Consider the following 23519-nt stretch of genomic DNA (forward strand, 5'->3'; position numbering starts at 1 on the left):
CATGCAGGACTCGTGCTGACGTAGTCAGCGAAGCATGATCGAGCCGCCGTCGACCATGATTGTCTGGCCTGTGATGTAAGAGGCATCTTCGCTCGCGAGAAACACAGCCACGCGGCCAATGTCTGCTTCCAGCTCGCCAAGCCGGCGCATCGGAATCTTCTGCAGCATGGCTGCGAACATTTCCGGCTCATTCTCTTTCCATTGCTGGATGCCCGGCGAGTTCGCGATTGGCGAGATCAGGTTGACGTTGATGCCGTCCGGCCCCCACTCGTTCGCCGCATTGCGGGAAATGGCGCGGATGGCTTCCTTCGCCGCCGCGTAGGCCGCCTGGTTTGCCTGGCCGGTAAGTCCCGCTCCGGAAGAAAAGTTGATGACGGCCCCTTTCGTCTCTTTCAGATGAGGATAAGCCGCCTGCATCAGATAGAAGGTCGGATAAAACCCTGTTCCAAAGCTTAGATCCAAGTCTTCCTGTGTCGTCTCAACAAACGGTTTCTGCCGGGAAGCGTGTGCGTTGTTGACAAGAATGTTGAGCTTGCCGAACCTTGCAACCGCTTCCTCAACGAGTTTGTAGAGGTTCTGGTGGTCCATCAGATCACCCTTGATAAAGAACGACTCCGGAGAATAGGCCTGCAGCTCTTTTTCAGCTTTAGCCCCCAGCTCCTCGTTGATGTCCACGATGGCGACCTTCGCACCTTCTTTTACAAAGGCGAGCGCCATCCCTTTGCCGATTCCTCCACCGGCACCTGTAATGAGTGCTGTCTTACCTTGCAGTCTTCCAGTCATCTCAAATCCCTCCTTATGGTGCATTTAGTTTATCACTAAATAGTTTAACGTTAAACTATTTAGGTTCCAGAACAGAAAAAGACGTTCTGGAGCCGGCTTGGCTTCGAAACGTTCCTCACTCGTCATCGTCAAGAAACTCCTTCACGACGGAATAAAACAGCCGGGGCTCCTCGATGTTCGGCAGATGGCCGGATTCGCGGAATTCCATGAACACGGAATCCGGTATGAGCGCCGCCGTCTCACGGCCGGCCTCAGGCGGATTGAGCCCGTCGTGGCTGCCGGCAATCACGAGCGTCTTTGCCCGGACCTTGCCGAGTTCCGGCCTGAAGTCAAACCCATTCAGCGCCTCGTTCGCCGCTTTTTGCTGCTTTTTCGTAAGCCGAACGTTCAAATCCTCATTCTGCATGATATCTGCCACTTCCAGCAGATTGCGGAACATGTACTTGGTCGCGGCATTCATCTTTTCCTGGAAGTCCATTCCTTCCAGTTCTTCCGCATGGCGCTCGAAAAGCGCCTGTGAGGAAGACGTGGTCCCGTGAGATTTTGTCGACACCAGGATCAGCCGCTCCACCCGCTCCGGTGCCCGGATTGCAACCCCCTGCGCAATATAGCTGCCCATCGACACCCCGAGCAGATCAGTCTTATCAAGCCCGAGATGGTCCATGAGCGCGAGCACATCGCCGATATGGTCATCGATCGTGTAGGTCTCCGGCTTGTCCGACTTGCCGTGGCCGCGCGCATCCATGGCGATCACACGGAAGTGCCGTCGGAGCCGGGCCATGTCCACGCTGAAGTGGAGATGGTTCATCGTGAGACCGTGCAGCAAAATCAGCGGTTCCCCGCTTCCCTGCTCCTCATAATAAAGAGAAATGTCCCCGTTCTTGAATGTGGGCATGCCATCACCTCACAACTTCTTTTCCCTCATATCCTGCAGAAAATTCCCTTGGCCGAGGCGACGGGGCGCTCCTGTTCGTCATAGACCGTACAGATCGCATGGACGAGCGTACGGCCATCCTTTTCAAGACGTGCGACCGCCCGGAGCGACTGCCCCCTTGCCGCCCTCAGGAACGACACATTCAGATCGACCGTCACCATCTGCTGGACGCCGTTTTCATCGGCCGGCACCAAATTCGACATCGCCACATCGGCAAGCGACGAAATGATGCCCCCATGAATAACGCCGGCACTGTTCACGTACAGGTCCTTCACTTCTAGTCCGACCTCCACTTCTGCTTCAGAAAGCCGGTTGTATGTATAGTCAAGAAATTCATCGAACGGCTGTCGGATCCACATGATGCCTCCCCCTTCCCTTAGCTTTTTCATCTGTTTGTGCAGGTCTTCAACAACAGTTGGAATTTAATAATGCAGCAACTAACTCCGTTAGATTCTTCAAGTAACCAACGACGAAGAAGCTATTAACGGCCAGGATGATTAATGAAACCGCAATGAGGACTTTCAACATTTTCTCCATTGGAACCGTCCTTTCCAAACCAAGGTAAGTGATGGCTTTCTAGATTCCCGGAACCAGGATGGTCATCTCCGTACCATCCACTATACTTTCGAAGGCATATACGGGTTGGTAGTAGCCTTTCGAGTCTAACGCATAGCTTATCCTCATCTCATCGATTTGCAGGTTGCCGATTTTTCGTTTTTCCGAGAAGTTCCGGAACTTCCCTTTCAAAAGCTCCTGATAGGCCTCCTGTTCGCTTTTGATCCGGACATCTTTTTGTTTCTCATAGGTAACCAGGCGGTTATCGAATTCCTTCACCGTCCCGTCATTATAGTAGGTGACGGACAACTTACCGTCCGTAAACCGGTTCCCGCTTACCTCTTGATTTACCGTCCACTCATACTTCCCCGTATCGATCCTTCGGAAGCTGGCCTCAGGGGGAATTTCCAGCCCGTACTTTTTCAGGCTTGCTTTTACCTTCCCCTCGTCTGCGTCTGCCGGTTCACGGCCATCATCCAACAGAGAAAAATCTGTCAGGCTATGGCTTCCATCCAGAAACCGAAATGACAGTTGGTAGGCGGAATCTCCATGTACCCGATACAGCCCTTCATCGGGATACGAAATATCCTCAATTTCCGCCGGATCAATCTTCATCCTTCCGAAAAACTCTCTGGCAAACTCGTCTGCCCTTTCTTTCGTATAACTGGGTGCCCGATAGACGGGGACAGTTTTTCGGCTGCCATCCAACGTTACGTTGGTCGTTACTTCGACCTGTTTCATGTCTGCCCGGTTCGCCGGGACGATGGAGAGATTCCCGTACTCCTTGGAATGATAATAGGCAAATATGCTTCCAAACAAAATGACTGTGACCAATAAGGGCGTCAGATAGATGAGGGAGCTTTTTACTCCCTTCTTCTCCTTCAGGGAAAGGAAACCCATTGTGAGACCGTATCCGATGACCGCGCCCAACAGATTATTGAACAGGTCGTCCACCTCAAACGTCCCGTAACCCGTGATCAGTTGGAGACTTTCAATGGACAGTGTGAACAGCATGGCTGCCCCGATCATCCAAAGCGCCTGTTTAAAGCGCGGGTTCAGCAGCGGAACGAGCATGCCGAACGGGACAAACATCAGGATATTCAAATAGATGAACTGCCAGTGCCGGGTACTGTAAAGATACCAAGCTTCCCGGTATGAGGAGAAAAGGGACAAGTCCACGTTGCTCGTGTAGCCCGGCCCCCTGTTCAGAAAGGTGACGCCGATGACCATGATCAAATAGCCTATGAACAAGGCCAACAAAACCAACCGCTTTTTGGTATCTCCTTTTCCTATAGAACTTCTGTTCAACAGGAAAAACAGGACACCTAATGCAATGACCACTACTACAGCCAGATAAAAATTTTCTTTCACAATCCCAATCAGTTCTGCCAGTCTCACCTTTATCCACCCCGCGTTAAAAATTTCATCTTACTTATTCATCTCTTCTCAGCAAATCGTGTATCGAGTGTTTGTTAATCTGGTTTCTGACTAAACAAATGCCTGTCAGAAGCAATAGACTGATCATTGCAATCGAAAGCAAGTGATACAGCAAGTAGAGGGATATTGGATATACATGGCCAATCCAGAACGCCATGGACAAAAAGATCAGCGTGCTGATGATGGACCCGCAGACCAGGTAAAGGAGCAACTCCAACCCCAGATATTGTATTACCCGCTTTTTACTCATCCCTAAGGACATATAAGTTCCCCAACGGAGCTTTTGGTTGTTGTATTTACCGAATATCATCGTGATCGTACTGATAACAGCCAACAAAATGGCTGTGCTATAGGAGAGTTTGCCCAGGAAACCGAAGAAGAACGAAATCTTTGTGTCTTCGATTTCAAAATCGGAAATCTTTTGATATAGACTCCCCGGTGTCGTGGAAACGATTTCGCTCAGAATGGATTCCAGCTCATCAGTTTGCTTTTCGGACAAATAATCCTTGATAGAAATGGAGAGATTATAATACCCTCGGAATATTCCATTTTTAATAGCAGTTTCCTCGTCTAAAATAACCGTGAAAGCCAAATCTTCTATTCCTACTTCCGAAGCATACATGACATCATAGATGGGGTACGTCCATTCCTGTGTTTTAAGGCCTGATCCGCTTTTGTATTTCCTCACAAATTGCATCTCATGTCCTTTTAAGTTTTCGCCATGAATGCCTGAGGGTAACAATAGAAGCACTTTTCCCTGAAATTCTTCGAACGATCTCTCTCCGTATAATTCTTCAAATCCTTTTGCATCTACCACTTGGTAATTGGCATGGGGGATGATTCGTTTATCCTTATATGCCCCCTCCTCAGGGTCTAGGGAAGATATCCAACTTCCAAGCGATTGCGGGATAAACTCCTCCTCAATTAAAGGGTGGACATCGACCATGAAGGGAGTTTTCTCTACATTGGAGACAAAAGGTAAGCTTTCGATCCGATTGACGTCATTTGCTGAAATTGTGAGCCCTTCCTCTTTTAAAACTTCCAGATGGCCAATTGTTTTGGACTGAAACGACTGTTGCGCTGTGATGTAGTAGTCGACATCACTGCCCCAAATCCCAGCAGTCTCTTTTTGAATGAAGATTGACAGGGTGATGACCAGCATGCAAAGAGACAATGACAGAACGGTAAGGATGGACCACTTTTTATATGTAATGACTTGCATATACAACTGTTTAAGAATAAATTTCTCAGTTCTCAGCTTTGAAATATCCAGCAGTTGAGTGTTGCCGCGCAGCGAATAGGCAACAGAAGATGCATGGTCCTTTCTGACACCTTGAATGGTCTTCAAAACTACACACAGAGAAATGATTAAAATCATGACAAGATTCAGCCCGATGATATAGGCCCCATTTAAATCGTTCGGTTTTCCATTGTCATATGTGTTCTCCACAATCAGATGGGTAAGCGGGATGGACATCGGAACTGCAAACAATATGCCGACAGACAGCATAATCAAGTATTGGTAGCTGATGATGGAAAATAGATGTAGGCTATTTGCGCCAACCGCTTTAAATATGCCGATCTTTTTCACTGTATTTGCAAAGTAAAAGGAGAGCAGGGTTAAAATACTGATAATGGACAGGCAGATGACCACAATTTGAAACGCGAAGGCCACGGTTGAGACAGTCCCATAATCGATAAGCCCCGTATGTAAAAGTCGTGAATTAATAAAGCCCTCGCCGTAATCACTGATCAAACTGGAACTTTGATCAAGGGCAGTGTATTTATTGGCCTTGATTTGAAACATATAGTTATGCTTCTGATAGGGGGGGGGGGTCTGGCTTCAAGGTTATGATGTTCGGGAAATCATCCTTGCCTTTCTCCACACCTGCCGGCACCGACCAGTTTGCTGAATAATCCTCAATAACTCCGGCTAATGTCACTTGCTCATGGCCGCTTTCAAATTCAAGAAGTTTGCTTTCTCCGATTTTCCACACTTGACCGTCCTGTTTATCCAGCAAATTCTTATAGGAACGTTCAATCGCGATTTCATTTGCTTTGCTTGGAAATGTTCCTTCGGATAACCGGATGTGACTTAGCCCAAGAGCCTCTTCATCAAACCATCCAACGGATACCACTTTGCCGTTTTTCAATATCAGCCGATCAGATAATGCAAACTCACCGACGCGGTCAGCATTCTTGCGGACATCTTCTTTCGAAGCTTCCGCGCCCAGTATAACGCCGGTGTGTTCCCCGTAATTTTGATAGGCTGCTCTTTTCAGGTTTGACTTGATCGTTTCAGAAGCCATCAGGATGGAGAATGTGGCTGCTAGCATTAGCGCAAACGAACAAACGATGACGATTAACCATTTTCTTCTGGAGAGCATTAGCTTCATCGCTAGTTTAAACACGTTCAATCCACCTCTCTTAAACGACCATTCTCCATCTGATAGAGATGATGGGGATGAGAAAAGAGGTTTTGTTCATGTGTCACTACAACCAAACTGATGTTCATGGACTCCACAAGAGTGGTTAAGAGTTCTACAACAGTTTTAGACGTGGCTTGATCCAAGTTACCAGTTGGTTCATCTGCAAATAAGATGTCAGGATTCGTGATGACGGCCCTCGCGATGGCAACCCGCTGCTGTTCACCGCCGGATAGAAAGTCAGGTCTTTTTTCCAACTGAGATGAAATGCCCAGCGCATCCGCAATCTCATCAACCCTGTGTTTCTTAACGCCTCGAGGATTGAATTGCAGAGGTAACTCAATATTCTCTTTCACCGTCAACTCAGGGATCAAATGAAACGATTGAAAGACATAACCAAAAGAGGTTCCCCGGATGTTTGATTGCTCGATATCGTTTAGTCGGTAAAGTGAAGAACCCTTAAAGCGAACTTCCCCTTTGTCTGGCTTTTCCATTCCACCCAACATACTCAGCAAGGTCGATTTCCCAGATCCGCTCTTCCCTTCAATCACATGGATGCTGCCATTTTGGATCTTCAAGCTCGTCGGATACACTACAGTTTTTCCGTTGAATGTTTTTGAAATCCTATCGGCAATCAGCTGGTTTTCCATCTTCTCCACCATACGTAACCTCAATCAAGAAACTCTCTCTTTATGTATCATATTAACATTTTTTCATTCACAGGATTATGAGAAATTCTATTTCACCTGCTAAAACGACTAAGTAAAAAAAGCGCCACGGCAATCGCAACTACCGCAGCACTTCTCTCTTATTCCGTTTCTTCCCCGAGTGACTGGGAGACGAACACCTCGGTCACCTTTTCGATCGCCTTTTCGGCTTCGACGCCTTCTGCGGTGATCGTGACGGTCGCGCCATGCGGGACGGCCTGTGCCATGACGCCCATGATGGACTTCAGGTTGGCCGACTTGCTGCCGTGGATCAGCTGGATGTCAGCGTCCAACGAGTTGACCGCCGAAACAAGCTGTGTGGCGGGACGGGCGTGAAGCCCTTCGGGTGCTGTGATTTTGAATGTCTTTTGCATCTGGAAACGCCTCCGTTAGTCCGTTTTAAGATTATTTTTTGTGCAGTTTTTTGACTTCATCAGCAACGAACTGGACGCTCGTGCCGACGATGACTTGGATATTGTGCTTACCGACGACATTAATACCCGGGACGCCGGTGGATTTGATTTTCTTCTGGTCGACTTTGTCCATGTCAGCCACTTCAACCCGCAGCCTTGTTGCACAGTTGTCGATACTGCGGACGTTGTCTTTGCCGCCAAGACCGTCGTAGATTTTCGCGGCCATCGACTTGAACTTGTCGTCGCCTGTTGCCGTTTCCGCTTCTTCGACGACTTCATCGTCTTCACGCCCAGGTGTCTTCAGGTCGAACTTCCGGATGAGGAAGCGGAACAGGAAGTAGTAGATGAGCGCGAAGAACAAGCCCTGCACAAGGAGCATGAGCGGCATGTTGGCGATCGGGATGCGCAGGCTGAGCACAAAGTCGATCAGCCCGGCGCTGAATCCGAAGCCTGCCGTCCACTGGAACGAGGCCGCGATAAAGAGTGACAGCCCCGTGAGCGCTGCGTGCACGACGTACAGTGCAGGTGCGAGGAACATGAACGAGAACTCAAGCGGCTCAGTAACGCCCGTGAAGAACGAGGCGAATCCGGCTGCCAGCATGAGCGAGGCCGCCTGCTTGCGGCGTTTGGTCTTTGCCGTGTGGTACATCGCAAGTGCCGCCGCCGGCAATCCGAACATCATGATCGGGAAGAACCCGGCCTGGTAGCGGCCTGTGATGCCCTGTTCACCGGTGCTGCTCCAGAAGTTGCCGATGTCGTTGATGCCGACCGTGTCAAACCAGAACACGGCGTTGAGTGCGTGGTGCAGTCCGGTCGGGATCAGGAGGCGGTTAAAGAATCCATAGATTCCGGCACCCGCCGCCCCGAGGTCCAGGATCGACTGGCCGAATGCGACAAGTCCGCCGTAGACGATCGGCCAGACAAAGAACAGGACCGCCGATGCAACAAGCATGGCCACAGCCGACATGATCGGCACAAGCCGCTTGCCGCTGAAGAACGCCAGGAAGTCAGGCAGCTTCACCTGGCTGAACCGGTTGTACATGATGGATGCGATGATCCCTGAAAGAATACCGATAAATGCGTTTTGAATCTGGCCAAACGCCATATCCACGTTTTCCGGGTCTGTTTGCGTCAAGAGTCCTACCGAATTGGTCGATAGCATCGAGGTGACCACGAGGTAGGCTACCAGGCCGCTCAGTGCCGCAGCACCATCCTTTTCCCTGGAAAGCCCGATTGCGGCCCCCACCGCGAACAGGATCGGAATGTTTTTCAAGATCGAGTCCCCTGCCGTGATCAGGAACGCCGCGAAGACGTTGCCGGATCCCCAGCCGTCATGGTCGATCCAGTAACCAATCCCCATCAGTATCGCCGCAGCCGGAAGGACTGCGACCGGAAGCATAAGGGAGCCCCCCAGCCTCTGCAAATACTTTTTCATCTTCAATTTCCCCCTTTCGTCATGTCCCCTGGTTTTCCGGATTCCTGAGCCGTTCGATGTGTAGTGCAATATATGCCAGTTCCGATTCCGGTATATCGATTTCGTGCAGCCGCATGCTTTCCGCCGCCATCACCTTTGCGCAGTGATACGATTCTGCGTAACGGGTGCGGATCAGCTCCGCCATTTCGCTGTCGAGCGTATGCGCATCATACCTGCCAAGATTGGCGACGGAATGCTGTAGATGCGTCACGAGCCGCTGGTATGAAATATCATCTTCCTCAATCTCGTTCCGCAGGCAGGCGCGGATTGAGCGCAGCATATCACGGACGATGGTCGCCTGGCGGATCGTATCGTTCAGGTCTCCGCCATGCGGCTTCATCGTATGGAGGTGAAGCGCGATAAACCCTGCCTCGTCGACCGGCATCTCCACACCGAGCGTGTCGCGGATATGGCCGATTCCCCACAGCCCGATGCCGTACTCTTTCGGATACAGGAGGCGGATCTCCCCGAGAAGCTTGTTGTTGACGTGGATGCCGTCTTTTGTCCGCTCGATGGCGAACGACAGGTGGTCGGTCAGAACGAGATGGATGTGCTCGTTCAGCTTGGTTCCGAGCGTTTTCTCCGCCCGCGAGATGATCGCTTCCGACACCGTGAAATGTTCTTCAGGTATCCGGCCGAGGAGCTGGCTGAGCTGCTCGTTCTCCGTCATGACGAATACCTTCTCGATCTTGTCGGCCGGGACGGGATCGTTTCGCTTCTTGCCGAAGGCGACTCCGGCTCCGACCACGACCTTCTCCCTGTCTCCGTCACGTACGATCACCGCGTTGTTATTGAGGATTTTGCTGATTTTCATCGGACTCCTCCTCCAGTCGAAAATCGGGTCAGCCTGCAGTGACCGTCATAATCACGGTTTCCCCTGCCGTGCAGGTGCCTTCCGCTACCGGCCGGACCGTCTTTCCTTCCCCGTTTGTCACGACGATCGGCGTGACCGTGCTGTTGGCATTTTCTCCGAGATAAGTCCAGTCCGCTTCGATCAGCGGCTGGCCCGCGGTCACTTTGTCATCCTGGCGGACCAGGACGTTGAAACCCTCGCCTTTAAGCGCGACTGTTTCGAGCCCGATATGGATCAGGAATTCCGTGCCCTGTGCTGAGCGGATACCGATTGCATGGCCTGTGTCGGCGACCATCACGACCGTTCCGTCTACCGGCGAGACGACGCTCCCCGAATCCGGCATGACGGCGATTCCCTCTCCCATCATCTTGCCGCTGAATACCGGGTCCGGCACTTGGTCAATCGGCATCAATTGGCCAGAAACCGGTGCCAGCACTTTTTCTTCCTTGTCTTTTTTCTTGAACAGATTGGATAGCATCCGCACATTCCACCTTTCGGGATTGTCACTCGGCGCGGCCCCTTTCCGGGACGTAAAAAGGCATGGGAGCATAGCGAAAGCCCCCAGGCTCCGCTCTTGCCCCCATGCCTGATCGGATCAGTCACATGAGACCGCTGTGAATTTATGGGTACAGAATACCACAGATAAATCTACATATCAATAAAGCGTTTACATTTTTTGCGAAAATTCGCATCAATGCGCGGCAGCTCCGGGGAAACGTTGATGAAGTCGAGTGAAACGTTGATTAAGTTTATTGAGATGTTGACGATCTTCATTGAGACGTTGATGATCTTCATTGAAACGTTGATTAAGTTCACTGAAACGTTGACAATCTGCCCGCCGCAAACAAAAACGCCCCGGCCGAAGCCGGAACGTTAACACTCAAAAACCTTTTCTCACAAGGCGGGGCGTATCCTTCAGTTCGCGAAGATTCGATGCGCCGATGCCGAACATCGCCATGCGGAGTTCCATCTCGCGTACGGCCATCGATTCCAGCACATCTTCCGTGCTCTGTGTCGCTTCTTTCAGGATCGAACGGCCGAACCCGACAAAGTCAGCGCCGAGCGCCAGCGCTTTTGCGGCATCAAGACCCGTCCGCATGCCGCCGCTTGCAACAAGCGTCCGGCCGCCGATTTCCGCCCGCACCATCCGGACCGAGTCGGCCGTCGGGATGCCCCAGTCGCTGAACGCCTCCGCTGCAGCCCGGCGCACCGGATCCTTGGAGCGGAACTTTTCCACCTGGCTCCACGATGTGCCGCCGGCACCTGCGACGTCGACGAACGCAATGCCTGCATCTGTCAGGCGCCGTGCAGTTTCGCCGTCGATGCCCCAGCCGACTTCCTTGACGCCGACCGGCACACCGAGCCCTGTGCAGAGTGTTTCGATTTTCCCGAGGAGCGCCCTGAAGTTCGTATCTCCACCGTCCTGGACCACTTCCTGGATGCTGTTCAGATGGAGGACGAGCATGTCAGCCTCCGTCAGCTCGACGATTCGCCTGCATTCATCGATGCCGTAGCCGTAGTTGAACTGAACGGCGCCGATGTTCGCAATGATCGGCACGTTTGGCGCGTACCGACGCATGAGAAACGAAGGCGGATGGCCGTCGCTGTCGAGGAGTGCCCTTGTCGAACCAAGCGCAAGAGCCCAGCCGCGTTCCTCGGCAGCCTCTGCCAGGTTCCGGTTGATTGTTTCGGCAAGCGCCGTCCCGCCGGTCATCGAAGAGATGAGGAACGGCGTCCGGCACGCATGCCCCAGAAATTCAGCCTCAGTTGAAATATCCGCAAAATCGATTTCCGGCAAGGCATTATGGATAAACGCATACGACTCGAATCCGGTCGTGATGGCATCCCCTGTGACTTTTTCATTGAGTGTGATCTGAATATGTTCCGATTTCCTCTGTTCTATTGAGCCGGCCATCGCCAACACCGCCTTCTGTCTTTGCTGTACCGGTTCCGGAAACGTCAGTCGACACTGACCTCTTCGACCGTCCGGACCACTTCATCCCGTGACATCTTCTCGCGCCCGTCCTTCAGCGCGCCAAGCGTCTTATGGGCAAGGGCAAGTGGAAGGCGGCAAAACAGAATGACGCTTTTTGTGCTGAGCGCTTTCATATACTGATCCGCCTTGGAGAGATTTTCTTCCGCATAGCGGAACAGGTCATCGCGAGTCCATCCGTCCGGCACGAAGCGGACGCCGCGCTCGTCCATGTCTTCCTTCTCGTTGCGCAGGATATTGACCGCCTGCAGGCCGCGTCCGTAGCCGATCGCGAGCTCACGGTCCGTCTTTTCACCCGCATAGTGTCCCCAAAGATCAGACAGCAGCACGCCGACAAGCCCTGCCACATAGTACGTATAATCGTCCAGGTCCTCACGTGTGCGGATTTTCCATCCCGCCTTGGCCCACTTTGCCATGCCCTCGGACATTTCCCGGGCGGCATCCGCGATTCTCGGGCGCACCGCTTCCGGACAGGCCTCCATCCAGTCGGCAAGCCTGAGCGTCACTTCGGGCATGCGCTCCTTGACCGGCCCGAGGATGCCGAGGTAGCGTTCATTGTCGAACGGCTGCGTAAACAGCTCGCCCACCTGCATCAGGAGCGAGTGCTTAAGGTCGTTGCCGAGCTCTTCGTGGTCCTCTATCTCATCAATTGCCCGGAAAACAAGGTACGCGGAGGCGACGGAAGCTTTCAGTTCTTTCTGCAAAAAAGTAATCGGAATATAAAATGTCCGGCTTGTTTCTTTCAGTACTCGCAGCGCATCTTTTGGAAACCCACTCATTTTGATCCCGATCCTTCCTCGTAAAGTGAATGATATACCTTTCATCGTAACTCAATTTTTTCGATAAATACAGTCCGTTCCCCTTCTCTCCGGTGTACATTGATTGAAAATTTGATATCAGGCCGATAGCATTTGCAGAAAGGAGGCGGCACAGATGCAAGTGAGTATGCTGGACCAGACACAGCTGGCGGAAGGGCAGACCCCCGAGGCGGGGTTCGCCGGTACAGTGGAGGCGGCGCGGCTTGCCGAACAGCTCGGCTATCGGCGGTTCTGGGTATCGGAGCACCACAGTTCGGACACGATTGCCGGCTCCTCTCCCGAAATCCTTGCAGTACATCTATTGGCGCAGACGGAGACGATCCGGATTGGCACGGGAGGGGTCATGCTGACCCATTACGCGCCGTACAAAGTGGCCGAAAACTTCCGCGTAATGAGCGCGCTTGCCCCGGGCCGCGTCGACCTTGGTGTCGGCAAGGCACCCGGCGGCACGCACCTGCCGACAATCGCGCTGCAGGGCGGCCGGGCACTCACCGATGCCAAGCCACGCAATAAGGAAAGGTTCCCGGAAATGGTCGGCGAACTGATCGAGTACCTGGAGGACGACCTCCCGGAAAGCCATCCGATGAGCGGCTATCTGAAGGCTTCCCCTGCAGTCATCCAAAAGCCGCTCCCGTGGATCCTCGGAACCGGCCCCGCGTCCGCACAACTTGCTGCGGAGCGAGGCCTGCCGTATGCCTTTGCCCGATTCATCAATGCGGAGCGGGATGAAATGGAGCAGACCATCCGCCTGTACAGGGAAAACTTCCGCCCGTCCCGCTTTTCGGAAGCGCCCTACACGGTTTGTGCCGCCCGGGTTTTCGCGGCGGACACCGATGACGAAGCGGAATGGATTGCGCGCAGTGCGGCACACGTGCAGTTCGGATTCCACCGGGGCATCCAGGGGCACCTGCCGGATCCTGCCGAAGCGCTTACAGGCATTGTGACGGAAAAAGAAAAACAGGAAGTCCGGGATATCCTGGCCACCTACATGATCGGTTCAAACAAATCGCTCGGCCGTCAGATGGATGAACTTTCCTCTGCAGGCGTCGATGAAATCATGGCGATCACCCCTGTGTTCAGCCCGGAAAGCAAGAAGAGGTCGATGATTGTGTTAAAGGAAGCGGCCCAAAGCTAAACGCGGCAACCGACATATTTCCCGGGAAATTACGCGGAATCTGACGAAAGTGGGCATATTGCGAATCTGCTCTCCATCTCTCCACGAGGTTAATTCCTGTCATACGGGGAATAGAGTATCAACCTACGAGATGGGAAAAGGAGAGTGGAACCATGCTGAAACTGGAAACGGACCTTCAGGGCAAACAGGCACGGTTCGGTGATATTTATCCGATCCTGCTAGAAAAGGATATTACGCTTTGCGGTAACTGGGAATACGACGAGGCCATGTTCGACGGAATCCTGAATAAGGATGGCCCGGAGACGATCTATCTCCGGATCCCGTTCGACGTAGTTTCCGGCATGCTGGAAGATCCCGAAACACAGATTGTGTTCGGCCAGCCGTTCGTCCTCAAGCATGTGGTCAACGTCGGCCTCGACCACGAAGGCGATGACCTGCTGGCGACCACAGGACTCAACCAGTTCCAGAGCCCCGAAGAAAAGGATGGAGCGATCCGCCGCAAATCCCACTGGGAGGAAGAAGGCGAGCGGGTCGTCCAGGGAATTGTCGAGAGCTTCCCTCTCCTGGACGAGCGGCGGATCCGCTGACCCCAAATACAATAGAAACCGGCACGGGATTTTATCCGTGCCGGTTTATTTATGTGTTGGAATAATCGTTATCCAGATCGCGCAGCACTTGCTCTACGTCATCCGTCACCCGGATATGGACCGGTTTGCCTGCGGCCGCTGCAAGACGGACTCCCGCCCCTCCCGCATAAAAACGAATATCCGCATGTTCCCCGGCAAAGCGGTCCAATTCGCCCAGCACGTCCGGATGGCGGAGGAATGGTGCCGTGGTCGATGCCGATAAAAGGACCGCGTCGGGCTTGAGCTGCCGGATGAGCGACTCGGTCGCGCCGGGAGCGGGGGAAGCCCCGACCAGATGCGTCCTGTACCCCCTCATCATCGCTTTCAGCAGGATGAGATGGACCGGTATTTCATGACGCTCCTCAGGGAAGCAGGCGCCGATGATGAGGGGGGCGCCGGGAGCAGGACGGACATTCCGCCGGATATTCACAAGCAAGTCCCTCACAATGAGGCTTGAAACAGACTCCTGGTACTCCCCCCACTCTCCCCGCTCCCACAAGCCTCCGACCTGTTTCAGGAATGGGATGACCACTCCATCCAGAAAATGCGCCAGCCCGAGTTCGCTGTGCGCCTGCCGGAGGAGCCTCTCCAGTTCAGCTTCATGGCACTGCTCGCCCTGTCCGATCAACTTGCGTACATACCGGCCGGCTTCGCTTTCCGGTTGCTGCGCCGTCCCGGCCGTCTGCTCTTCAGTCGTTGCCAGTTCCGCGGCACGCTTCAGCGGATGCCCGTCATTGCGCAGCGCCTGCATCTTCAACAGCCTGCGGATCTCTTCCTCACCATAAACACGGTACCCGTTATCCTTCCTGACCGGACGGACGATGCCATACCGGTCTTCCCATTTCCGGATGACCTGTTCGGAAAGACCGGTGATCCGTGCAACGTCCTTAATGTAATAGCCTACCGGCTCCTTCATCATGCCCGCCTCCTCCGCTCTCAAAATATCCTTAACCAACATTGTATATCATCTCCACCAAACCTTGTACGGGTTTAGGCCTTTTAATCTAGGGGAAGACAACTATTAACATATTATACTTGTTTTCTTCCTGATTTTCGACTTTAATTGTATAATGTTAAGATAAAAACATTATACAAATTCAACAAACCCTATTAAAGATTCTGAGAGGAGTAAATCATGAACAAGCATGTCATCGTCATCGGTGCCGGAGTTGCCGGCCTGGCCAGCGCCATCCGCCTGCAGCACGCAGGCTACCAGGTGGAAATCTATGAGAAAGAAGCCATTCCCGGGGGCAAGATGCACAAAATCGAACAGGACGGGTTCCGCTTCGACCTGGGCCCGACCATTGTCATGATGCCCGAGCTGTACAGGGAAGTCTTCGAACTTGCAGGCCGAAATCCGGATGACTATATCCCGATGGAACGGCTGGACCCGATGTATTCCGTCTTTTTCGGCAATGGCCCGGACGACCGGTATGACATCTCCTCCGACCTTGTCGAGCTGACCAAGACACTTGAAGACATCAGTGAAGAAGACGCGGAAGGCTTCCTGACCTATCTGAAAGAGATCTACGAACGCTTCACGGTGGCCAAAAACCACTTTATTCAACGTCCGTTCCGCAACGCTTCCGATTTCTACAATCCGTCGGTTCTGCGCCAGGCATTGAAGCTGAAAACCTTCGACAGCGCGGACAAGTTTGTCGGGAAGTATATCAAGAATGAACGGCTCAAGCAGATGATCAGCTTCCAAACCTTATACATAGGTGTTTCCCCTTATAATGGCCCTTCCCTCTATACGATGATCCCGATGATTGAATTCCTGTACGGCGTCTGGTTCATCAAAGGCGGCATGTACACAATGGCCTCCGCCATGGAGCGGCTTTTCCTGGAGCTTGGCGGCAAGATCCACTACAACTCCCCGGCGGAAGACATCCTGATCCAAAACGGCCGTGCTGAAGGCATCCGGACCGGCGGGCGTGAGGTGCGCGCGGACTTTGTCGTCTGCAACGCGGACTTTCCGTACGCCATGAAGAACCTTGTACTGGATACGGCAGCCAAGGGCAAGTACACCGACAAGAAAATCGACAAGATGAAGTATTCCTGTTCCTGCTTCCTGATGTATCTCGGGATGGACCGCAAGTACGACGAAGTCGACAACGTCCATAACTTTGTCTTCAGCAAGGACCTCAACGCCAATCTTGAGTCCATCTTTTCCGGAGAACAGATGGATGACCCTTCCTTCTACGTCTACATCGGCTCGAAACTGGACCCGACCATGGCACCGGAAGGCAAGGACGGTCTTTACATCCTTGTTCCGGTGTCCGACAGATCCGCCTCAAGCTACGGGTGGACCCAGGAGACAATCGACCATTACCGCAGCCGGGTCTTTGAGAAGCTGAAGGAAATCCCGGAGTTCGGCGACATCGAAAGCCATATCATCTCCGAATCCTACATGACTCCCCCGGATTTCGAAAAGCGCTTTAACGCCTATAACGGGGCCTGCTTCGGGCTGCGCCCGAATCTTGCGCAGAGCAATCATCTCCGCCCTCAGAGCAAGGCCAAGAACTGCGAGAACCTGTATTTCACGGGAAGCAGCACGCATCCCGGCGCCGGAGTCCCGATTGTTCTGCTGTCCGCCAAAATCGCCACGGAAGAACTGATGCTTGATGACCTTGGCACCGTCCCTGATGCCGCGCGGGAATCCCTGCATCCGGTGGAAGCCGGATCGGATGTGCCGTCCACATGACAATCCATAAGGAGGAGAGCGACATGACCACGTCCTTCAGCCGCCGCACAGAAGAGGATTACCGCCATTGCGAAGCCATCATCAAGCGCCACTCGAAAAGCTTCTATTACGCCTTCAGCAGGCTTCCACAGGAAAAAGCCCGCGCCGTCTATGCCATCTACGCATTCTGCAGGACGGCGGACGACAGTGTCGACAGCTCGGGCAGCCGGGAGGAACGTATGGCAGCCCTCGGCAGGCTGTCGGCTGAATTGGACCGCTTCCGGGAGGGGCAGGATGCGGACACCCCACTCTGGCGCGCGCTGCGCGACGTCTTCAGACGCTATACCATGGATATCCAACCCTTCTATGACCAGCTGGAAGGCCAGCGTATGGACCTTGATTTCAGACAGCCTGCAGACCTCCGCCGGCTTGAGGAATACAGTTATTTTGTCGCGGGATCCGTCGGCCTGATGCTGTTGCCGATCATCGCGCCCGGTGCTGATGCGGAAACCCGCCGGCACGCGGCCGATCTGGGAGTTGCCATGCAGCTTACGAACATCCTCAGGGATATCGGCGAAGACCTTCGTGACAAAGGCAGGGTTTATCTGCCCCGGAACCTCATGGCCAAACACGGCTATACATCGGAAGACCTGGAAAACCGCCTGATTGATGATCGGTTCACCAGTCTGTGGGAGGCCGTGGCCGCCCGGTCGGAAGATCTATACGACCGATTCAATGAAACCCTTGGGGATTATTCCGACGACAGCCGGCTGCCGGTTGCACTGTCCGCCGGCGTGTATCGCGGAATACTGAACGAAGTCCGGAACAACGGTTACGACTGCTTCAGCAGACGCGCTGTCGTCGGCAAGCGTGAAAAAAGCCGGATTGCGCTGGCGGTGAGAGCAAGCCTTACACGAAAAACAGGTATGGCACACACTCTGGCAGCGGATGTGGCACCCTGACCGCGGACGGAATAGGAGGACGGGAATACATGGATGCACAAAAGAAGAAAACGGCTCTGGTCATAGGAGGCGGCCTCGGCGGGCTGTCCGCAGCCATCTCGCTCGCTCAGGCAGGCTACCGTGTCTCCCTCTATGAACAGAATAAACACCTTGGCGGCAAACTGAACCGGCTGGAACAGGACGGCTTCGGCTTTGACCTGGGCCCGTCCATTTTGACGATGCCGCATATTTTTGAGCGGCTGTTCCATGCATCCGGCAAACGGATGGCCGACTACATACCTACTGTCCGCCTGGAGCGGGAGTGGCGCTCATTCTTTCCCGACGGCACGGTGATCGACCTGTACGGAGACCTGGACAAAATGCTCCATGAAAATGATTCGCTGAATAAAAAGGATATCCGGGAATACCGCAATCTGCTCGAATACTCCAAGGGGCTCTACGACATCACGGAAGAGGGATACCTGGGCGATGAAGGGCTCGACACGGCCAAAGAAGTCTTCAGCCACCACGGGCCGGTCACGGCGCTCAGACGGTTCGACCTGTTTTCCTCGATGTATGGCAGCATCGAAAAACGGATCAGCCATCCGCATTTCCGGACGATGCTGTCCTATTTCATCAAATACGTCGGCTCATCCCCCTATGACGCGCCAGCGGTCCTCAATATGATGATCTACATGCAGCATTCACAGGGTGTTTGGTATGTGCCGGGCGGCATGGACCAGATCGCACAGGGGCTGACCCGCCTTGCGGAAGAGGCCGGTGTGGAGCTCCATACCGGGACGAAAATCTCCAAGCTGACGGAAGACGGGAACGGGACCATCACCGGGGCCGAGCTTGAAGACGGAACAAAGCTTCAGGCCGACCACTTCGTCTCCAATATGGAAGTGATCCCGCTCTATGAAAAACTGCTCAATGTCGGATCGGATAAAATCCGGAAACTCGAGAAAAAGTTTGAACCGGCAAGCTCCGGACTGGTGCTGCACCTCGGGGTTAACAGGACCTATCCGCAGCTTGCCCATCACAATTTCTTTTTCTCGGAGAACCTGAAAGAGCAGATGGACCTGGTCTTCCGCGAGCACAAGCTTCCGGATGACCCGACGATCTATCTGGTCAATGCAAACAAGACGGACCCCGCGCAGGCGCCTGAAGGCCACGAAAACCTGAAGGTCCTGCCGCATATTCCGTACATTCAGGATAAACCGTTCACCACGCAGGACTACGTCGATTTCCGTGAGCGTGTGCTGGTTAAGCTGGAGCGAATGGGGCTCGAAGATCTGCGCAGCCATATCGTGACCGAAGACATGTGGACACCGGAAGATATCCGCCGGGTCTACGGCTCCCACCGAGGCGCGATCTACGGGACGGTTTCCGACCGGAAAAGTAACCTCGGCTTCAAGCATCCGAAGGAAAGCAGTCTGTATGACAACCTTTACTTTGTCGGCGGCACCGCAAACCCCGGAGGCGGCATGCCGATGGTGACACTGAGCGGACAGCAGGCCGCGAGAAAGATCATCCGGAAGGACCGCGGTAAGTGACGGACATTGGCCGAAAGGAGAAGCGGACATGCTGACTGTACTCATGGCGACCGGGACACTGGTTGCAGTCCTGGGTGTCCTTGCAGGAAAACTGATGCTATGGCGGTTTCCCGTTCCGAAAAAACATCCGGAAACTTCCCGCCCTTCCCTTTCTGTCATCATCCCGGCACGCAATGAAGCGCATCGGATCGGCCCTCTTCTGGAATCGCTCATGGATCAGTTGTATCCGGACATGGAAGTGATTGTCGTGGACGATGACTCTTCGGACCGGACGGCGGAAATCGCACGAATCGCCGGAGCCCGTGTTCTCCGCTCCGCTTCTGCCCCGGACGGCACCGCCGGAAAATCGGCCGCCTGCTGGATGGGGGCTGCCGCCGCAAACGGAGAGCTTTTTTTATTCCTTGACGCCGACACCCGTCTGCAGGCGCAGGACAGTTTGGACAAGCTCGTGTCCGAGTACGGAGCGCGCGGCGGAAACGGACTTTTGTCTGTCCAGCCCTATCATACTGTCATGCGGCCCTACGAGAACCTGTCCGCTGTCTTTAACCTGATCGTCATGGCGGGCATGAACACCTTTACGCCGGCAAGATGGAACCTGCCGCCTGCGGGCGCATTTGGCGGGTGCATTCTCTGCAGCCGGGCAGATTACATAGGAACCGGGGGCCACCATGCGATCCGTGGCGAGCTCATGGACGACCTGGCACTCGGTGCAGCGTTCCGTGACAGCGGGCTTCCGGTTTACTGCCTGGGCGGCCGGAATGTCATCTCGCTCCGGATGTACCCGGACGGAATTCGCAGTCTGGTGGAAGGCTGGACAAAAAGCATGGCTTCGGGCGTCAGCTCCACCCATCCCGCGGTCACCGCACTCGTCAGCCTGTGGATCGCGGGTGCCTTTATGCCGGCCGCAACCCTTGCGGCTGCCGCCTGGAACGGGATGGCCGGATGGATCACTGCCGGAGCTGCCCTTTATCTCCTCTATGGCCTGGAGGTCTTCAGGCTGATCCGGAAAGCCGGAAACTTCCGGTTCACCACAGTGCTTCTTTACCCCTTTCACTTCCTGTTTTTCACGGCGGTCTTTATCTGGTCGCTTTATGCTGTCCGTATCCGGAAACGCGTCACCTGGAGAGGACGCCAGGTTGACCTTTAAAGGAGGAGCGCAATGCGGATAATCGAACTTCCGGTGGTTTGGACTGTCGTTTTGGATATTGCCGCATGGGCGCTGTTTCATCTGGGTATTTCCTATGCCCTGTACCGGATGCCGCTCCGTTATTTCGAAAAAGAGACTGCACTCACCCGCATCCGTTTTTGGGAGCAGGGCGGCCGTGCCTGGCAGCGGCTGTTCCGGATCCGGCAGTGGAAAGACCGGCTGCCGGACGGCGATTCCGTGCTTGGCAGAGGGTTTCCGAAAAAGCGGCTTGATGAAGGTTCGGCCGATTATCTTCGGCAGTTTGTTGCCGAGTCCAGGCGCGCCGAGTGGACGCATTGGCTGCTGATCCCGCCGGCGTTTCTGTTTTTCCTGTGGAACCCCCCTTGGGCGGGGTGGGTGATGGTAGCCTATGCGCTCACGGCAAACATCCCGTTTATCCTCATTCAGCGCTTTAACCGCCCTCGCCTCATGAGGCTGTCGGACAGAATGACCGTACATAAGGAGGAAGGCCATGAATGAACGACGCATGATGGAGGAATTGTGGAGCCGCGAGAAATACCGGGTCATGTACCACAGCCAGGCCCATTATGACCAGATCAGGCAAACCCTGAAGGGGCAACCGGATCTCAAAGAAATCGAGATGCTGATCAGCGAGGCGGTAAAAATTCCGGCAACGCCCGGGTCGGTCCGGAATGCCGTCCAGCATATGTGGGGCTACTTCAAGAAGCAGGCGGACGAAGAGGAAAAGGAGGAATACCGGAGACTAATGGACGGCTTTTCCTCGGGCAGCACCCGCGAAGAGGACCTTCTCCTGTTTCTCCGCCGGCTTGCGGAAAAGTATGATGTCGAGTATTTGCTGAACAGCACGATTCTCGAATAGCCGATCCATAGAAAAAAGGGCTGTCCATCAAAATGGGCAGCCCTTTCTCATATGGGGATATGTTAACGTCTCAGTGAAGTATGTTAACGTCTCATGCGAGTATGTCAACGTTTCAATGAAGTATGTTAACGTCTCACATCAGTATGTTAACGTCTCAATCAAGTATGTTAACGTCTCGCCCAACTAACGCCTCACGCCGCCTGTACAACAGGCTTTTTCAGCATGCCGGCAAGGAAAGCGGTGACGATGGCGCCGGCGATAATCGCAGCCGCATAGAGGATCACCTTCATAAGGCCGCCGTCAACAAGGCCCATGACGAAGACTCCGCCGTGCGGTGCGCGCAGACTAATGTCAAACAGCATCGTGAGAGCGCCCGTCACGGCAGCGCCGCCGATGGACGCCGGGATGACACGCGCCGGGTCGGCCGCCGCGAACGGGATGACCCCTTCCGTGATAAAGCAGGCTCCGAGCACGTAAGCGGTCTTACCCGCTTCTTGCTCCTGTTTCGAGAACCGCTTCTTGAAGAGCGTCGTGGCGAGCGCCATGCCGAGCGGCGGGACCATGCCTGCGGCCATGACCGCCGCGATAAAGTTGAAGTTGCCCGCATCCAGCATGGCAATGCCGAATGTGTAGGCCGCCTTGTTGACCGGGCCGCCCATATCGACCGCCATCATCGCGCCGATGATCAGGCCGACCAGTACCTGGTTCGTGCCGCCGAGTCCTTCGAGGAACGACGACAGGCCGGTGTACAACTTCGTCAGCTGAGGGTTGATCAGCATCATGATGATGCCGGTGATGGCAATGCCGAACAGCGGATAAAAGAGAACCGGCTTGAGTCCTTCAAGCGCATCCGGCAGCTTGGCGAACATTTTCTTGACGAAAAGCGTCACATAACCGGCCAGGAAACCGGCGATGATTCCACCGAGGAAGCCGGACCCGCCGTCCGCCCCTTCCACTCCGGAAACAGTGATCGCGATCAGGCCGCCGACCATGCCGGGCGCGAAGCCGGGACGTTCGGCAATACTCGATGCGATAAAGCCCGCCAGGACCGGGACCATAAGGAAGAAGGCCTTGCCGCCGCCAATTGTGTTGAGCATGGCAGCAAATGCATTGTACTCGGGGCTTTCCGGATCACTTGCGTTGATGCCCCAGAAAAAGGATAGGGCGATCAGGATTCCGCCGCCGACGACAAACGGCAGCATGTTTGACACACCGTTCATGAGGTGCTTGTAGAATCCGCTCTTCGGCTCAGCCGATTCACCCTTGTCCGCCTTGCGTTCAGCATGGTAGATCGGGGCGTCTTTTGTTACAGCCCGATCAAGCAGCACATCCGTTTCATGGATCGCCTTGCCGACCTTTGTCTGGATGACGGGCTTGCCGTCAAAACGGGCCATCTCCACTTTCGTGTCCGCCGCGACGATGATGACATCGGCCTCGGCGATTTCTTCCGCGGTCAGCCGGTTTTTCACGCCGGAGGAGCCATTTGTCTCGACCTTGATTGGGATGCCGCGCTCCTTCGCGCGCTCATTCAGCTTCTCGGCCGCCATGTACGTATGGGCAATGCCGGTTGGGCAGGCGGTGACTGCAAGGACCTTGCCGAGTGCAGATGGCTCTTCCTGCCCTGCCTGTGCATCAGCTTGTACAGGAACGGATTCCGCCGGCGCTTCCGGCGCTTCCGCCGGAGCTTCCGGTTCTTCCAGCTCCCGCTCCTTGTCGTTCACGGCAGCCAGCACTTCGTCGGCTGTAGCCGCATTCAGGACGCGGTCCCGGAATTTGCCGTCCATAAGGAAAGTCGCGAGCCTGGACAGTGCCTCGAGGTGGGCATTGTTCGCCCCTTCGCTCGCTGCGATCATGAAGAACAGATGGGCCGGCTGTCCGTCGAGCGACGCATAGTCGATTCCTTCGGCGGAGCGGCCGAATGCAATCGCCGGCTCGCGGACCGCGGCGGACTTGGCATGAGGGATGGCGATACCATCCCCGATGCCGGTCGTACTTTGTTCCTCGCGCGCGAGGATATCATTCATAAAGGCTTCCCGGTCGGACAGCTTGCCCGCTTCGTCGAGCTTGCCGACAAGTTCTGAGAGCGCGGCTTCCTTGGATGCAGCCGCAAGGTCGAGAAGGACTGTATCTTTCGTCAACAAAGAAGTGATGTTCATCG

23 protein-coding genes are annotated in these 23519 nt (G+C 54.3%); 8 read left to right on the plus strand and 15 right to left on the minus strand.

All coding sequences use genetic code 11. The features are described from left to right. Positions 1–24 precede the first annotated feature (24 nt). The 13 genes from BMX91_RS09360 to BMX91_RS09425 all read right to left on the minus strand — a co-directional run bounded on the left by BMX91_RS09360 (position 25) and on the right by BMX91_RS09425 (position 12354). On the minus strand, positions 25–783 hold the full coding sequence (locus BMX91_RS09360; protein ID WP_092052816.1) for an SDR family NAD(P)-dependent oxidoreductase: 759 nt from the start codon (positions 781–783) through the stop codon (positions 25–27). Positions 784–898: 115 nt separating this feature from the next. Continuing rightward, positions 899–1678 carry an alpha/beta fold hydrolase gene (locus BMX91_RS09365; protein ID WP_092052820.1) on the minus strand — a complete coding sequence of 260 codons (780 nt, stop codon included), beginning with the start codon at positions 1676–1678 and terminating at the stop codon, positions 899–901. A 26-nt stretch (positions 1679–1704) separates the two neighbouring features. Then, positions 1705–2076 (minus strand): PaaI family thioesterase, encoded by a 372-nt coding sequence (locus BMX91_RS09370; protein ID WP_245744383.1) that lies wholly within the window; start codon positions 2074–2076, stop codon positions 1705–1707. Positions 2077–2293: 217 nt separating this feature from the next. Continuing rightward, positions 2294–3670: a VanZ family protein gene (locus BMX91_RS09375; protein WP_092052825.1), complete on the minus strand. Its 1377-nt coding sequence runs from the start codon at positions 3668–3670 to the stop codon at positions 2294–2296. A 34-nt stretch (positions 3671–3704) separates the two neighbouring features. After that, on the minus strand, positions 3705–5516 hold the full coding sequence (locus tag BMX91_RS09380; RefSeq protein ID WP_092052830.1) for an FtsX-like permease family protein: 1812 nt from the start codon (positions 5514–5516) through the stop codon (positions 3705–3707). Between the two features lie 4 nt (positions 5517–5520). Beyond that, entirely contained in the window at positions 5521–6120 is a 600-nt protein-coding gene (locus tag BMX91_RS09385; RefSeq protein ID WP_143059368.1) for a hypothetical protein, read from the minus strand. Between the two features lie 2 nt (positions 6121–6122). Beyond that, complete coding sequence (locus BMX91_RS09390) at positions 6123–6785, minus strand: ABC transporter ATP-binding protein (RefSeq protein ID WP_092053957.1); 663 nt, start codon at positions 6783–6785, stop codon at positions 6123–6125. Positions 6786–6943: 158 nt separating this feature from the next. Continuing rightward, positions 6944–7216, minus strand: a complete 273-nt coding sequence (locus tag BMX91_RS09395; protein ID WP_092052837.1) for an HPr family phosphocarrier protein — start codon at positions 7214–7216, stop codon at positions 6944–6946. Between the two features lie 31 nt (positions 7217–7247). Next, positions 7248–8690, minus strand: a complete 1443-nt coding sequence (gene nagE, locus BMX91_RS09400; RefSeq protein WP_092052840.1) for an N-acetylglucosamine-specific PTS transporter subunit IIBC — start codon at positions 8688–8690, stop codon at positions 7248–7250. Positions 8691–8709: 19 nt separating this feature from the next. After that, positions 8710–9543, minus strand: coding sequence for a PRD domain-containing protein (locus tag BMX91_RS09405; protein ID WP_092052844.1), 834 nt, complete (start codon positions 9541–9543; stop codon positions 8710–8712). Positions 9544–9571: 28 nt separating this feature from the next. Further along, on the minus strand, positions 9572–10060 hold the full coding sequence (locus tag BMX91_RS09410; RefSeq protein ID WP_092053961.1) for a PTS sugar transporter subunit IIA: 489 nt from the start codon (positions 10058–10060) through the stop codon (positions 9572–9574). Between the two features lie 402 nt (positions 10061–10462). Next, positions 10463–11497, minus strand: a complete 1035-nt coding sequence (gene fni, locus BMX91_RS09420) for a type 2 isopentenyl-diphosphate Delta-isomerase (protein WP_092052851.1) — start codon at positions 11495–11497, stop codon at positions 10463–10465. Positions 11498–11541: 44 nt separating this feature from the next. Continuing rightward, on the minus strand, positions 11542–12354 hold the full coding sequence (locus BMX91_RS09425) for a squalene/phytoene synthase family protein (RefSeq protein ID WP_092052855.1): 813 nt from the start codon (positions 12352–12354) through the stop codon (positions 11542–11544). Positions 12355–12508: 154 nt separating this feature from the next. Here BMX91_RS09425 and BMX91_RS09430 point away from each other — a divergent pair, with 154 nt between their 5' ends. Then, positions 12509–13528 (plus strand): LLM class flavin-dependent oxidoreductase, encoded by a 1020-nt coding sequence (locus BMX91_RS09430; RefSeq protein WP_092052859.1) that lies wholly within the window; start codon positions 12509–12511, stop codon positions 13526–13528. Positions 13529–13680: 152 nt separating this feature from the next. Further along, positions 13681–14115, plus strand: coding sequence for a YugN family protein (locus BMX91_RS09435; protein ID WP_092052863.1), 435 nt, complete (start codon positions 13681–13683; stop codon positions 14113–14115). Positions 14116–14164: 49 nt separating this feature from the next. On the opposite strand, the gene BMX91_RS09440 is transcribed toward BMX91_RS09435, so the two are convergent. Then, a complete protein-coding gene (locus BMX91_RS09440; protein WP_177168340.1) occupies positions 14165–15070 on the minus strand; it encodes a MerR family transcriptional regulator in 906 nt (301 codons plus the stop codon). Between the two features lie 219 nt (positions 15071–15289). Here BMX91_RS09440 and BMX91_RS09445 point away from each other — a divergent pair, with 219 nt between their 5' ends. The 6 genes from BMX91_RS09445 to BMX91_RS09470 are packed head-to-tail and all read left to right on the plus strand — an operon-like array spanning position 15290 to position 21361. Then, positions 15290–16858: a phytoene desaturase family protein gene (locus tag BMX91_RS09445; protein WP_092052872.1), complete on the plus strand. Its 1569-nt coding sequence runs from the start codon at positions 15290–15292 to the stop codon at positions 16856–16858. A 23-nt stretch (positions 16859–16881) separates the two neighbouring features. Continuing rightward, positions 16882–17799: a phytoene/squalene synthase family protein gene (locus BMX91_RS09450; protein ID WP_092052877.1), complete on the plus strand. Its 918-nt coding sequence runs from the start codon at positions 16882–16884 to the stop codon at positions 17797–17799. Between the two features lie 29 nt (positions 17800–17828). Next, entirely contained in the window at positions 17829–19334 is a 1506-nt protein-coding gene (locus tag BMX91_RS09455; RefSeq protein WP_092052881.1) for a phytoene desaturase family protein, read from the plus strand. 28 nt (positions 19335–19362) lie between these two features. Continuing rightward, entirely contained in the window at positions 19363–20481 is a 1119-nt protein-coding gene (locus tag BMX91_RS09460) for a glycosyltransferase (RefSeq protein WP_092052885.1), read from the plus strand. Between the two features lie 12 nt (positions 20482–20493). Beyond that, positions 20494–21000 (plus strand): glycosyl-4,4'-diaponeurosporenoate acyltransferase CrtO family protein, encoded by a 507-nt coding sequence (locus BMX91_RS09465; RefSeq protein WP_092052889.1) that lies wholly within the window; start codon positions 20494–20496, stop codon positions 20998–21000. Further along, the gene (locus tag BMX91_RS09470; protein WP_092052893.1) at positions 20993–21361 is read left to right on the plus strand and encodes a YbgA family protein; all 369 of its coding nucleotides are present in this window, start codon (positions 20993–20995) and stop codon (positions 21359–21361) included. The genes BMX91_RS09465 and BMX91_RS09470 overlap by 8 nt, the downstream gene beginning before the upstream one ends. A gap of 191 nt (positions 21362–21552) precedes the next feature. Here BMX91_RS09470 and BMX91_RS09475 read toward each other — a convergent pair whose 3' ends face one another. Beyond that, positions 21553–23517, minus strand: coding sequence for a PTS fructose transporter subunit IIABC (locus BMX91_RS09475; protein ID WP_092052897.1), 1965 nt, complete (start codon positions 23515–23517; stop codon positions 21553–21555). Between the last annotated feature and the right edge of the window lie 2 nt (positions 23518–23519).

The organism is Bhargavaea ginsengi (genome assembly GCF_900109165.1).
Taxonomy (GTDB): Bacteria; Bacillota; Bacilli; order Bacillales_A; family Planococcaceae; genus Bhargavaea; species Bhargavaea ginsengi.

Bases quoted from the DNA above. Each gene is read 5' to 3' on its own strand.
- BMX91_RS09475 (WP_092052897.1), bottom strand. From the start codon at position 23,517: ATGAACATCACTTCTTTGTTGACGAAAGATACAGTCCTTCTCGACCTT.
- BMX91_RS09460 (WP_092052885.1), top strand. From the start codon at position 19,363: ATGCTGACTGTACTCATGGCGACCGGGACACTGGTTGCAGTCCTGGGT.
- BMX91_RS09450 (WP_092052877.1), top strand. From the start codon at position 16,882: ATGACCACGTCCTTCAGCCGCCGCACAGAAGAGGATTACCGCCATTGC.
- BMX91_RS09465 (WP_092052889.1), top strand. From the start codon at position 20,494: ATGCGGATAATCGAACTTCCGGTGGTTTGGACTGTCGTTTTGGATATT.
- BMX91_RS09440 (WP_177168340.1), bottom strand. From the start codon at position 15,070: ATGAAGGAGCCGGTAGGCTATTACATTAAGGACGTTGCACGGATCACC.
- BMX91_RS09365 (WP_092052820.1), bottom strand. From the start codon at position 1,678: ATGCCCACATTCAAGAACGGGGACATTTCTCTTTATTATGAGGAGCAG.
- BMX91_RS09425 (WP_092052855.1), bottom strand. From the start codon at position 12,354: ATGAGTGGGTTTCCAAAAGATGCGCTGCGAGTACTGAAAGAAACAAGC.
- fni (WP_092052851.1), bottom strand. From the start codon at position 11,497: ATGGCCGGCTCAATAGAACAGAGGAAATCGGAACATATTCAGATCACA.
- BMX91_RS09430 (WP_092052859.1), top strand. From the start codon at position 12,509: ATGCAAGTGAGTATGCTGGACCAGACACAGCTGGCGGAAGGGCAGACC.
- BMX91_RS09455 (WP_092052881.1), top strand. From the start codon at position 17,829: ATGGATGCACAAAAGAAGAAAACGGCTCTGGTCATAGGAGGCGGCCTC.
- nagE (WP_092052840.1), bottom strand. From the start codon at position 8,690: ATGAAAAAGTATTTGCAGAGGCTGGGGGGCTCCCTTATGCTTCCGGTC.
- BMX91_RS09470 (WP_092052893.1), top strand. From the start codon at position 20,993: ATGAATGAACGACGCATGATGGAGGAATTGTGGAGCCGCGAGAAATAC.
- BMX91_RS09405 (WP_092052844.1), bottom strand. From the start codon at position 9,543: ATGAAAATCAGCAAAATCCTCAATAACAACGCGGTGATCGTACGTGAC.
- BMX91_RS09380 (WP_092052830.1), bottom strand. From the start codon at position 5,516: ATGTTTCAAATCAAGGCCAATAAATACACTGCCCTTGATCAAAGTTCC.
- BMX91_RS09435 (WP_092052863.1), top strand. From the start codon at position 13,681: ATGCTGAAACTGGAAACGGACCTTCAGGGCAAACAGGCACGGTTCGGT.
- BMX91_RS09390 (WP_092053957.1), bottom strand. From the start codon at position 6,785: ATGGAAAACCAGCTGATTGCCGATAGGATTTCAAAAACATTCAACGGA.
- BMX91_RS09370 (WP_245744383.1), bottom strand. From the start codon at position 2,076: ATGTGGATCCGACAGCCGTTCGATGAATTTCTTGACTATACATACAAC.
- BMX91_RS09360 (WP_092052816.1), bottom strand. From the start codon at position 783: ATGACTGGAAGACTGCAAGGTAAGACAGCACTCATTACAGGTGCCGGT.
- BMX91_RS09395 (WP_092052837.1), bottom strand. From the start codon at position 7,216: ATGCAAAAGACATTCAAAATCACAGCACCCGAAGGGCTTCACGCCCGT.
- BMX91_RS09410 (WP_092053961.1), bottom strand. From the start codon at position 10,060: ATGCTATCCAATCTGTTCAAGAAAAAAGACAAGGAAGAAAAAGTGCTG.
- BMX91_RS09445 (WP_092052872.1), top strand. From the start codon at position 15,290: ATGAACAAGCATGTCATCGTCATCGGTGCCGGAGTTGCCGGCCTGGCC.